This window comes from Arachidicoccus rhizosphaerae, assembly GCF_900107765.1.
Classification (GTDB): domain Bacteria; phylum Bacteroidota; class Bacteroidia; order Chitinophagales; family Chitinophagaceae; genus Arachidicoccus; species Arachidicoccus rhizosphaerae.
In genome coordinates this window covers 16354-29565 of record NZ_FNQY01000003.1, presented here as the reverse complement: position 1 = coordinate 29565, position 13212 = coordinate 16354, and the positions used below count along the sequence as shown (strand labels likewise).

9 protein-coding genes are annotated in these 13212 nt (G+C 41.7%); all 9 read right to left on the bottom strand.

Annotation, left to right across the window (positions count from 1 at the left end; translation table 11 throughout):
- Positions 1–330 carry a putative signal transducing protein gene (locus tag BLU80_RS03830; RefSeq protein ID WP_091393710.1) on the bottom strand — a complete coding sequence of 110 codons (330 nt, stop codon included), beginning with the start codon at positions 328–330 and terminating at the stop codon, positions 1–3.
- A gap of 75 nt (positions 331–405) precedes the next feature.
- Complete coding sequence (ispG, locus tag BLU80_RS03825; RefSeq protein ID WP_091393706.1) at positions 406–2466, bottom strand: (E)-4-hydroxy-3-methylbut-2-enyl-diphosphate synthase; 2061 nt, start codon at positions 2464–2466, stop codon at positions 406–408.
- A gap of 66 nt (positions 2467–2532) precedes the next feature.
- On the bottom strand, positions 2533–3084 hold the full coding sequence (locus BLU80_RS03820) for an FUSC family protein (protein WP_170831131.1): 552 nt from the start codon (positions 3082–3084) through the stop codon (positions 2533–2535).
- Between the two features lie 219 nt (positions 3085–3303).
- Positions 3304–4281, bottom strand: a complete 978-nt coding sequence (locus BLU80_RS03815) for a DUF4973 domain-containing protein (protein WP_091393699.1) — start codon at positions 4279–4281, stop codon at positions 3304–3306.
- A gap of 9 nt (positions 4282–4290) precedes the next feature.
- On the bottom strand, positions 4291–6348 hold the full coding sequence (locus BLU80_RS03810; protein WP_091393695.1) for a RagB/SusD family nutrient uptake outer membrane protein: 2058 nt from the start codon (positions 6346–6348) through the stop codon (positions 4291–4293).
- Between the two features lie 18 nt (positions 6349–6366).
- A complete protein-coding gene (locus BLU80_RS03805) occupies positions 6367–9459 on the bottom strand; it encodes a SusC/RagA family TonB-linked outer membrane protein (protein ID WP_091393692.1) in 3093 nt (1030 codons plus the stop codon).
- A gap of 12 nt (positions 9460–9471) precedes the next feature.
- The gene (locus tag BLU80_RS03800) at positions 9472–10881 is read right to left on the bottom strand and encodes an IPT/TIG domain-containing protein (RefSeq protein WP_091393689.1); all 1410 of its coding nucleotides are present in this window, start codon (positions 10879–10881) and stop codon (positions 9472–9474) included.
- Between the two features lie 466 nt (positions 10882–11347).
- Positions 11348–11845 carry a thiol peroxidase gene (gene tpx / locus BLU80_RS03795; protein ID WP_091394241.1) on the bottom strand — a complete coding sequence of 166 codons (498 nt, stop codon included), beginning with the start codon at positions 11843–11845 and terminating at the stop codon, positions 11348–11350.
- Positions 11846–12166: 321 nt separating this feature from the next.
- A complete protein-coding gene (gene mgrA / locus BLU80_RS03790; protein WP_244518721.1) occupies positions 12167–13150 on the bottom strand; it encodes an L-glyceraldehyde 3-phosphate reductase in 984 nt (327 codons plus the stop codon).
- Positions 13151–13212 lie beyond the last annotated feature (62 nt).

The window sequence follows — 13212 nt, the reverse complement described above, 5'->3', positions numbered from 1 at the left end:
TTAAATTACCTTGTTTTTGTGAAGCAAATAAAGGAGTTCTATTAACAAAACTAAAACGAATATCCATTTGAGCTTTTTAGAGAAATTATCCTTTTTTTCTACGGCCGGAATCAGTATGTCAGCATCTTGCAGGACCTGAACTGCCTGGTCCACCTCGTCAATGGTAACCTGTAATTGAATGCCGTTGGAGCCGTAGGATAAGTAGGGTGCCGTCTGATGAAGGCGTTCGTCCTTTGTAAAAGAGAGAATGCCGGCCTCTTCCAGTCTGGCTTGAGCAATATAAATCTCGGATAAGCTAAGAGAGGTATAAATGGTGACCAGTTGTGCCATGCATTTAAAGGTATTTATTTAGTAAGGTAAAAACTTTTACTTTAGCAGGATTTACCTTACTAAATAAGTAATTGACTATGATATAGTTTGTTGATGTTCAGGGTCTACCCATACTCCGCCGTCTTTAAGAAGATTGATGAGTTCTCCTACCGCTATTTCGCTGTCAATATTTCTTTTTACGACTTCCTTGCCTTTATATAAAGTAATCTTGCCTACACCTGAACCCACATAACCAAAATCGGCATCTGCCATTTCTCCGGGTCCATTGACAATACAACCCATGATGGCGATTTTAACACCCTTCAAGTGATTGGTGACCGCCCTGATTTTGGCTGTTGTTTCCTGTAGATCAAATAAGGTCCGCCCACAACTTGGGCAGGAAATATATTCTGTCTTGGAAATTCTGGTTCTAGAAGCCTGCAGGATGCTAAAGGCAGTTGCATTCAAAAATTGTTCGACATTGGTATTTTGTTGGTAATTTCTGCCCGCTGCCGCCTGAAAGTTTCCGGCCAATGCTTTATAGGAGGCTGTTTTTAAATGGAAGAACACTCCGTCTCCCATACCGTCGACAAGCAGACCGCCTGCCTCTGTGGAAAAATGAATCAGGTGCTCGTCGGCTGTTTGCCAATGACTGGATGTACTTATTATAACCGGATTATTAATATTTTTTTCTTCCAGCTCAATGATGAACCGCCGAATTGCCTGCATGGCATTCTTGCGGTTACTACTGAGAATCAAAACCACAGTGGGGTCAGCAGCCAATTGGTTTAAAGCTTCCGCTGAAATATCGGTAGCCGGATCTGAGTAGATGGGAATATGGACAAAGTTGACTTTCCCCTTTTGATCAGCACCGGCCAGATAATTATCGACTTCAAATAAGGGGCAAAATTGTTCCTTATGCTCCTGTAAATCATAAGCCGGGGGATAAACGACCGCTTTTAAAGTTCCAGGTAGTTGAAAATCAAGGTTTTGATATCCAATGAAGATATAATCCGCAGCACGGTCCCCAATGAACCATTTGTCCAGTTTTTCACTGTATTGATAACCAACCTGTAGGAGGTCGGCCGGCGTAATGTGATTGAGTTTACTTAAATCCGCCATTACTACAGGTACATGTGCACCTCCAATATTGGAAATTTCATTTGAGTCCCTTCGTTTATACTCAAAGGGTGAATAAGGCAGATGTGTTCCATTGAATGGAGGAATCACAAAAGAGGGTTCCTTTTCCAGGACTTCTTTATTTGACGATAGTGAATAGTCATACCTTTTGACCAAATCATAACAAACCGGGATTTCTAGTTCAGCATCCTCCGTCAATGATACCCTGACTGTATCCCCTATCCCATCTTCGAGAAGCGCTCCGATGCCAACCGCTGATTTAATACGGCCATCTTCTCCATCCCCGGCCTCTGTTACGCCTAAATGAAGTGGATATAATTCACCGAATTCTGCATCCATTTGCTGAATCAACAAACGATAGGCTTCGACCATTACATGGGTATTAGAAGCCTTCATGGACAGTACGATATTATGATAGTCTTCGTCCCGGCAGATTCTTAAAAACTCCATGGCGCTCTCCACCATGCCAATAGTAGTATCTCCATAACGGCTCATAATACGGTCGCCGAGACTTCCGTGATTGGTGCCGATTCGCATGGCTGTTCCATATTCCTTGCAAATACGCACCAGTGGTGTGAATCTGTCTCGGATTCTATCCAGCTCCTCGTTATAGGCTTCGTCTGTGTAATCTATCTGTTCGAACTTCTTCTTATCCACATAGTTACCTGGGTTAACCCGAACTTTTTCCACAATTTTAGCGGCGATTTCTGCTGCATTTGGGGTAAAATGAATATCAGCAACCAGTGGTGTGTTATATCCTCTCTCTCTTATCGCTTTTTTTATATTAGCCAGATTTTCGGCTTCTTTTTTAGAGGGAGCGGTAATACGGATGAGTTCGGCTCCCGCTTCTATACAACGAATGGCTTCGGCCACGGTCGCTTCCGTGTTCATGGTATCCGTTGTTGTCATGGTTTGTAAGCGGATAGGATGATTGGCTCCTAAAAGCAAATCTCCTATTCTGACCTCTCTGGTCTTAAGCCTTTTATAGGAACTAAGTGAATGACAGTAAAATTGCATAAGGCAAAGATACACTAAGATTACACATCATGAAAACTCAAAAAATTAAAGGAAAGTTACTTTATATTATCGTTTTATGTAATGTTTTCGTACGACCTTGGCTTTGCGGATTAATCGACCGCGTTTGTCTTTAAAAAGCGTTACATCAAAAAGCAAGGTAAGCAGCAGAGCGATCAGGCAACCTATTATCACACAAATCATTCTTTCCAGGGCCATATGCCAGGACGCATTTTCCTGCTCGTATAATAAAACGATGACTACGGCTGCAAGTGCGCTTCTTGTGGTGGATTGAATATTGAGTAAAGTGGCTATGGCAATGGTTGCCACTACTCCCAGGCCCATAATTAGGAGATTAGGAAAATGGATTAAAAATAAAACCATACCTACGGAGGAACCCAAAATATTGGCTTTCATCCGGTCATAAGCTACTTTTTTGGCATCTTTATCATCCGGAGAAAAGGCCAGTAAAACAGAGATGACACTCCAGAAAAACTGATGCTGCGGAAAGGTGACATAAATGGTATAAGTGATGATTAAACCGATCAGGCATTTGCTGATATAAATCAGAAAGTTGACTTCTAAAAAGCGGTTAAATTCAATCTTCCATTTTTTCTTCATGGATCCGTCCATCTTTTGTTGGTTACAAGACCAAGATTACAGCACAAAGATACTAAAAGATAAAGGAGAATTGATTAACAAGTGGTTGGCAAAAAAAACCAATTTCAGGGTTTTAGAAATGGAGGCGGAAGTCTCTCTTCAATGAAAAGGCCCTGCGTAGCCAATTATAAAAGAATTGGCTACGCAGGGCCTTTTTAAGTTCGGTCATTCATCAATGTATTACCATTGAATAGCCTGATCCTCATCTGGAATCTGCGTATTGATTTTTCTTTCCATAATCAGAGATCCCCGGATCGTATAGTCAATGGTTGAATTGGCGACAGATGTGTAATCTGTATAATTATAATCTATATTATTGATTGTCAGATATCTATGAACCAGATATGGCTGTAGCTCATCCGGCACCTCCTCTACAGAATAATTGAGGGTCTGATTTACCTGCAGATTCATTAACGGATTATCTGAATAAAGGGTCACTTCTCTTTTATCTTCATCAAAATGCGCATATATTTTATATTTTCCCCTATCCCCTTTATTTTCATCTACCGTACCTGCGTAGAAAAAAACGGTATTTTCATCTACTACATAAGATTCAACCGTATTTTTTACAATCGCAGAGCCTCCTTCCTCTCCTTTCAGATAAACTTTAAGAGCAGTAGCGCTGTATGTTCCTGAATAATCATTAAAAGGTACGATTCTAAGCAGCGCCTTCGCATAGTTTCTTCGTGGATTAGGCGTGTAACCTTCAGCGGGTTCGATCGTTAAAGGCAAAATCCATTTATTTACCAGATCTATATCCTTGAGAGTAAAACCCAGCTTTACCGTATTGCTATTGACTCCCTTTGGAATGGATACAGTGTCGGGGACAGTGAAATAATTGTCTGTTAATTCTTTATAATATAAATCTGTTCTGTTTTGAAAATTGGCATCGTTAAAGGCCGTTAATGTATCGGGGTCAACTCCTAAGTGAACCAAAACAGATTTATCGTTATTGGTAGATCCGCTGACAAGGACCGGTAGCTCATAGTTTACCTGCCCATTGGGATTATACCGAACGTGTATGGGCGTTATACCATCTCCGTTTATAGGGGCCTTAAAAGAAATATATTGCTCATATTGTTCGGTTGTCCAGTCTTTATTGCAACTAATGGTTGCCCCGATTAACAGAAGTGCTAGAATTGCTGTTATCTTTTTCATACTTAAATTTTAATTGTTATAAGTTAGCCAGCCTGGGTTTTGGGTTAAACGTTTGTCGCGCTGCAATTCCGTAAGCGAAATAGGCCAGAAATACATTTTAGGAGCAAAAGTGCTCTGCAGGGCAAATGCAGCGACCGGTTGATGGAACAGATCTCTTTGGTCTGAGGTCATCAGCACATTGTAGCCGTAAATAGGCAAGGCAAGTTCTGTTGCTGCATCATCCCATCGGCGCAGATCATAATAACGTTCCTGCTCTCCCATCAGCTCAACCTGACGTTCGCGTTTAATGGCTTTACGTAGCGCGGTATTACTGGAATAAACAGCATCCGAGAAGTCAGGAACGCCAGCTCTGATTCTGACAGGACGCAACCCTTTGCGCATTTCTTCAGTGGTTCTTGCAACAGTATAGGTCTGGGCACTGTCCCAGCTGGGGATACTATAAGAGCCGGTGAGTTCATTTAAGGCTTCTGTATATTCCAGTAAAATATCGGCATAACGAATGGCCGGTTCATATTTAGGAACTACTTTATTGAGATCCCCATTTTCATATGTATCCTGAGGGTTCACATATTTTTTAATACCGATGCCGGTTCTGAGCCAAAACATAGTATTGGTATATCCGTTTCCTGAACCGCGGTAATAGAATACCTGTTGCTCTCTGTTTCTTTCCTCTGATTCGTTGGTCAGATCCCAAAGGCTGCCGTTAAACCCAACTGAGGCGTAAAACCTGGGCTCTCTGTTGGCGAACTGCAAGGAAACACCCGATAACAGTGGTTTATATTTGCCTTCTGCCACATCTTCGTCTGTCACAAAGCCGCCAACTCTCTGGCTGCCATTTCCTCTGCCATATTCCTGATCCATACCGGGGACATCGGAACCATCGTTCATATAGTACGCATCACATTGTTTTAAAGTCATGCCATGCGTGTTCCAACCGGAGGCAATACGCGGCAGCTGATGGACAACCATCACATTAATGCCTTCTGTAGATTGGTTTTTTCCCCGCGTAAAGATCAGTTCCGGGTTTTCAGAGGCAGATAGTTCACCGTCAAATAAAGCCCTGTAGGATTGATAAGGGTCGATATTGGCCCAGCCATCCGGCCAGGGTTTATCAGAAAATTCGGCGTTGTAAGGCGGCGCAATGGTAGCCGGATGAGTGAGTGTGCCGGAGTTCGTAAAAGGTGCAACATATAAGGCATACACGCCAAGATTCATGACGTCTTTGGCTGCCGCTGCGGCCCTGGCCCATTTCTCTTCGTCGTAGGTAATGCCAAGTAAGGGATTACCCTGATCATCCAATAATTGATTTTTGAAGTCCATGCTACCCTTACCGCCATTCATCAGCGGACTGGCCGCATATAAAAATACTTTGGCCCGTGTTGCCAGCGCAGCGCCTTTCGTTGGTCTGGCTATTTCCAATTGTCCTCTGCTTTGAGGTAAATCTTTAGCGGCGAGAACCATTTCATGGCCGATGTATTCAGCACAGGCTTCATAAGAGCTTCTTGGGAGTGCCAGTTCATCATAGCTTTTGGTATAGTCAGCGCCTTCGTCAGGTATAATGGGAATAGGCCCGTATTTTCTAAGTAAAAGCCAATAGTAATAAGCGCGAACAAATCTGGCCTGCGCTTTATAGTCAGCCTTCTGTTCATCATTAATCACAGTAGAGGCGTCGATATTGTAGATGAAAATAGAAGCGCTCCTGATACCTTGGTAACACTGAGTCCAGGAGTCCTGTTTGTCATTTTCATGATAATTACCTAAGCTGAATGCGTTATAAGATAGCTGGCCTTCTTCCTTGATGTCAAAATCGACATCACGGTCGCCATAATAGATGTCATCTGAGAAGTTGAAAGGTTCATAGCCCTTACTGGCAACATCTGCATTCACCCCCGTTAAGTATGAGTATGAATTAGCCAGCCATTCTTCAATATATTGGACATTATTAAAGGATTTGTCAAGGGTGAGCCGGTCCTTAAAATACTGATCAGAATCCAGGTATTTTTTGCAGGAGAACAGTAGCGATGCCATCAGGATAAAAACGGCAATGGCGGATATTTTATTAGTCATAATATAGATCTTTTTATATTATAAGTTTACGGTTAGTCCAAGAGTAAAGGACTTGATTAAAGGATAAGTCTCTCCTCTTGGGTCGATTGTTTCCGGATCCCAGAGTTTAAATGGAGCCCAGGTGATTAAATTAGTGCCGATACAGTATATCCGCAGGCTGCTTAAATGAATTTTATTGAGCATTTCTTTAGGCAGGGTATATCCAATATCCATGTTTTTGATTCTTAGATAAGCCCCGTTACGTAACCAATAAGTTGAATTACGGAAATTATTATCATTACCGTTGTAACTAAGTCTGGGATAGGGTGCATTGGGGTTTTCTGTAGCCGGGTCTCCGGAAATATCAGCTGATATCCAACGGTTATCCACCATGTTTTTTAGAATATTTCCCCACTCCCCTTCACTGAAAGCATAAACTGTTTTGCCATAGATAAAGAAGCTGGATTTACCGGCCCCCTGGAACAGAACACTAATGTCAAATCCTTTCCAGCTGGCTGAAGCTCCCATGCCATATATTAAATTGGGGGTACTTGTTGAACCAACTGCAACGATATCATTATCGTCGATTACACCGTCACCATTGACATCCTTATATTTGATGTCACCAGGTTGATATGATCCGAAGGTTTGGGTAGGGCTGTTTCTGATATCATCATAATCCTTAAATAATCCAAGGGCAATTAATCCCCTCGTCTGATCTACGCGGTAGCCTTTTTGCATCTGATAAGGGTAAACGCTCTCTTGTTCATCTCTGTCAAGGACTTCATTTTTACTGAGTGTAATATTTCCTCTGAGTGTTACATTGACCTTATTGAACTGGTGTTTCAAGGTGATATTTCCATCAACGCCCATTGATTTTACGGCGCCCACATTTGCACTTGGCGTACTGGTCAGTCCGATATAGGCCGGAAGGAAATTTCTGTCCATATATATACCGGTACGCTCATCTTTGAAGGCGTCTACCGTTAATGAGATGTCGTTGTTCAGCAAAGAAAGGTCGAGGCCGATGTCTTGCTTGGTGGCCATTTCCCAGGTCACATACGGGGATGCTACCTGGGAGTAGCCTAGACCTCCATAATTTTTATCATTTCCGAATTCGGCCCAATCATAACCACCTTTGCCATCTGCAATTGTATATAGGTATGGAAAGCGGTTATCTCCTAGATTATCATTACCCACCCTACCGTATGAATATCTGACTTTAAATAGATTAATCCAGGGAAGGTTATTTTTGATAAAGCGTTCCTCAGATATATTCCAGGCACCCGATACTGCCGGGAAGAAACCGTATTGATGGCCTACTGCAAAGTTTTCAGAACCGGTATACCCAAAATTAAAGTCTACAAAGTATTTGTTTTTCCAGTTATAAGAGGCGCGTCCTGCAATGCCCTGGTTTCGTTTGGCAATTCCTTTTTTTATGTCGTCTCCCAGGTTTTGGGTGAAAGTCGTTGATTCCTGTGTGTATTTAAGGTCTAATCCTAGGTGGTGATCCTGAATGGCTCTATTGTAATTTAACATCGCAATCAGAAATTCTCTTCGACTGCCGTCAGAACTGCTGGATTGAGTCAGGACGCTTGGGTCTGTTTGATGAATGAAAACTAAATTTCCGTCCTGATCTCTATACCGCTCCGCTTTCCATTGTTCCGGCCATTTATGGCGCTGAATGGCACTCGTGTTATAGGTGTCGTAGCCAAAACTGCCTTCAAAGGTGAGTCCTTTTGTGATAAAATTGAAATCCTGATCCAACGTAACGTTCGTCTGAATATTGTTCTGCCAGTTTTCATTATATCCGGTTTGCGTAGCAGCCACCCATGGATTGGTTTGATTGCCGGTTCCCACTGCAGGGACATAGCCATTAGAGTAGGTAATGGGTGTACGAATAGCTGTATAACCAAATAATTCTCCCCAGACGTCATCATCTCCAAGGCCCGGACTGTTTCTTTTGGTAAGCGATCCGGATACTCCAAGTTTTAAAACGGTTGTTTTGGTAACACTCACGTCTGTATTGAGTCGATAGGTCCATTTTTGATAATCCGCATTCGTATTGTAATCTTTTGCCAGCTGGTCATCTGTCTTATACATACCATCTTCATCCAGATAGCTTCCTGACACAAAATACCGGGCTGTTGTTCCACCACCGCTTAAATTGAGGTTGGCGTTTTTGGTATATGCTCCATCTTTTAATAATTGTTTGGACCAGTCAACATTTGGGTATAGATCAGGATCCAGTCCTTCCTTTAATATTTGTAATTCTACCGGACTGTATATGGCCGGTTTATTTCTGGTGATTTGCGCTTCATTAATTAAGTTCGCATAGGTGTTGCCGTCCACAAATTCCGGTGTTATGGTTCGGGTATTATAGGAGGACTCCACCTTTGCATTAATGGTTGTTTTACCAATCGTACCGTGTTTTGTGGTAATCAGTACAACACCGTTTGCTCCTTTTGATCCGTACATGGCCGTCGCTGATGCATCTTTAAGGATAGAAAAAGATTTGATGTCGTCAATATTTACTTCATTGATATCTCTTTCAAATCCGTCTATCAGGATTAAGGCACCATTACTGGCACCAAAGGTGGATATACCCCTGATCCAGAAATTAGAAATGTCTTTACCGGGTTGACCAGAGGTTTGCATGGCCATAATCCCCGGGACATTACCGGCAAGGGTATTGACAACACTGGCGGTGGCCGCCGACTTGCGAAGATCATCCATATCAACCGAGGTAATAGCTCCTGTGACATTTATTTTTTTCTGTGGCCCGACAGCCGTTACCACTACCTCATCCATGGCTTTAATGACGGATTTTTGTAGTTTTATATTCAGGGCGTTTTGGTCTTTGATCAGCACTTCAACAGTGTCGTATCCGATATAAGAAAATAGCAACTTATGATACAATTCTACCTTGATGGAGAAGTCGCCTTCTTTCGAAGAGAAAGTACCCAGGCCTGCTGAGTTGATGACAGAAACGCTCACTCCAGATAGCGGTTCACCGGTTTCTCCGTCAGTAATTTTTCCTGAGACCTCTATCTTGCCCTGTGAAAAGGCTGCGATAGAGGTAAAAATTAATAAGAAGAAAATAAAAGTTTTTCGCATTAACGCTTGCTTCATAGCAATAATATTTTAGTTTTCTAATGAAATTTTTCTAATACAGTGGTTTTCGGCATCTCCAACATAAAAGATTTGATTGGTAGAATCATAGGCAAGGCCTTTGGGTTGGTCAAAACGGGCTTCTGTGCGTAGTCCGCCGTCAATATGTCCATATGGGTTATTGTCTATACTGGAGCTGCCTCTACCCGCGAATGTGGTAACTTTCCCTTCAGGGGTGAGGATGCGGATATCGTGGTTGCCCTGCTCCGTAAAATAAAAATCATATTCATCTTTTTTGCCGGCATAATCAGGGTTTTTGACAAATACTCCCTGATAGGGATTGCTTAACCTGGCTGAGGTTCCTACACCATCTACCCAACCTGCTGAGCGCGGTTCACCACATACCACATAAGGTTGCATAAAGGTTTTGGTATCCCAATTATAATCCGTTCTCAATATGTATTGCTGATTGATAACGACTATATAGGCATAGTCGCCGGTAGGCGCGATGTCAATTTGAAATTCCCAGCTATTGTCCTGGATTTTAAAGAGTTCGTCATAGCCTTTAATACCTGTATTCTGCTCAAAATACTTATCCATATCAAAGCGGTAGAACTGCCCTTTTTCATAGCTGTTGAAATATAATTCACCGTTGACCGGATGTATAGAGGCACCATTGCACTGTTTATAGGAAGTAAGTACTTTGGGATCTTTAAAACCATTGGCTCTGGTGGAAATGGAAGTCGCAACACCATTGACATCCCCCTGGTCATTGGCCACAATCATGTGATCCTGGTCTAAAGTGAAGGCGATTGTTCTGATGCGACTCCAGTTACCCATACCTCTTGTTATAGGAGTTGTTACGACGCTATCTTTGAAATTAAGCAGTCTGATATCTCCTCCATCCTGCCCCATATATAATAGCTGAGGGTTTTTCGGATCAAATACCAGCCAGGAAGGATTTAAAAATCCACCACAATCGGCAAAGGTGCCATCTTTAATGTCATAATTACCTCTTTCATCTTTCTTCCCGGCGAGTGTCGTTACCACCATCCTACGCTGGTACTCAAATGATTCGCTGGCCATAGCCACCTGCTGAGTGGTATTAGTACCTACTGTTATTTCGATTTCTCCCGTATAGGCCTTGTCGGGAACAATACAATAAATTGCATTGTCATGTACGTTAATCACAGTGGCGGACTGGTCGCCGATTTTAACAGACACAATGGACTTGTCATTGCCGAAATTGCTCCCGTAAATGACAAGTTGCTGGCCTCCGCCACCGGTAGTCGGAAAAAATCCGGTCACGGAGACACTTTCTCCTGGATTGTAAGCACCGGACGTGTCACTGACAGCGTCTTTTTTGCAGCTGCTCCATAGACCCGCCAGCAGCACAGCGAGGATACACAGATATGAAATCCGCATTTTTTTTATACAATTCATAGTTTTCTAACCTTAAAAATGTACAATGATTTAATTTTTGTTCACCAGCCGTTTGGTTTAATTACAGTATCGTTATTGATGAGTGTTAATCTGGCCGTAAACATTTCGTTAGCAAATATGAGTTAAAGAAAGTCAAACGATATCTAAAAATTGTTCAAAAATTTGCAGATTTGATTCATGAAGGGGTTTGAGAAATTGTCTGATATTAAATAATTGATAATTAATTATTTAAGTGTCTTTGTTAAAGTTTAAATGGAAAGATTTTGGAGATTATCCATTACAAGACAATAACTTGCATGCGATTAATTCGTCATGCAGCAGCATTTGGTTTTGCTTTTTATTAAGTAATCATTACGACTTTTCTAAATGGCTATTTATATATTATTATACGTAAAAAGGCTACATTTTTAAAATGTAGCCTTTTTATCAGCAATGGCTTAGAAATAAGATAAAGCAGAAGGTAAGTTTATTGAATAGCGGCTAACGCTTTTTCATAATTAGGCTCTTCTGTAATTTCTGGAACTTGTTGCTCATAAATGATCTTGCCTTCCGGATTAATGACAACGACTGCCCGGCTGAGTAGTCCTTGTAAAGGGCCATCCGCCATCTGGACGCCGTACTGGTGGCCAAAATCTGTTCTGAAATCAGAGAGCATTGTTACATTATTAATTCCTTCTGCTCCGCAAAACTGTGATTGTGCGAACGGTAAATCTTTGGAAATGCAAAGAACCGTAGCATTGTCGATGGAGGCAGCATCTTTATTGAACTCGCGAACAGATGCGGCGCATACACCGGTATTAACACTTGGGAAGATGTTTAGAATGACGAATTTACCTTTGTAATCAGATAAGGATTTCTCTGCCAGTTCGCCGTTTACCAGCGTAAAATCCGGAGCTTGTGTACCTGTTTGGGGTAAGGCTCCAACTGTATGAATGGGGTTTCCTTTAAATTGAATCGTTGTCATAAAAGTCTTGTTTTTTTGTGATAAATTTTTATTTAAATTCTTATTATTTACAGCGTCAGCTGCCTGTTTATTATTTTCTACATTTTGTTTTTCAGGTTTGATTTTGCAACTAGAAAAGCTGAACATAAGGCATGAAATGCAGCCCAGGCACAAAGTTTTTAAAAGGAAATGATTGCTTTTATTTAAATGTATGCAGGCACCCTTTTTAGGCATTTCATTCTGCTTACAGGATGGAAGACGGCTGTCGGATTGTTGCAACGGCATAATAATAAGCATTAATGTTCCAAAATTACAAATTATATACAATAAGCCAGATTTTGATTACTGCCGGCTCTCTGATAAGATATTTTCGATCTTATCCAGTTGCTCAGAACTAAAACTCTGATTCTCCAGACATTTTAAAGAATCTAAAAGTTGCTCCTTGCTACTGGCTCCCACTAATACGGAAGTGACTCGCTTATCTTTTAATAGCCAGCTTAGCGCCATTTGGGCAAGGGATTGGCCTCTGGATTGAGCCAGGTCATTCAGTTTTGAAATTTGCTTGAGTCGGCCTTCTGTGAGGGACTCCTTTTTAAGAAATCCGTGCGCTTTTGCGGCCCGGGAGTCTTCAGGGATACCGTGTAAATACTTATTAGTGAGCATACCTTGTGCCAGAGGGGAAAAAGGTATACATCCGACACCGTAGGTTTCCAGGGTATCCAATAGACCGTCCTCGACCCATCGTTCAAACATAGAGTATTTAGGCTGATGGATAACGCAGGGGGTGCCAAGTTCATTTAATATTTTAAAGGCTTCAGCGGCTAATTTGGCTGGATAATTTGAGATTCCTGCATATAAGGCTTTGCCTTGCCTAACTACTAAATCCAGCGTGCGCATGGTTTCCTCAAGAGGTGTTTCCGGATCTGGTCTATGATGATAAAAGATATCCACATATTCCAGTCCCATTCTTTTGAGGCTTTGATCTAAAGAGGCGACCAGATATTTTTTAGAACCCCAGTCCCCATACGGGCCATCCCACATAGTATATCCTGCCTTGGTAGAGATAATCATTTCATCGCGGTGGCGCTTGAAATCAGCATGCAAGATTTTGCCAAAATTTTCTTCTGCAGAACCCGGTGGGGGGCCGTAATTATTGGCCAGATCAAAATGTGTAATTCCCTGATCAAAAGCGGTATGGAGGGTTTCCCTGAAATGTTCATATTTGTCAACGAACCCGAAATTATGCCATAGACCTAAAGAAATAGCTGGTAGTTTTAAACCAGATTTACCACACCTTCTATAGGTCATCTGCTCATATTTATTCATAAAATTTTATTTAATGGGAGAATATTTATGGAAAATATGCGATATGATGATTTGTTTTAAAT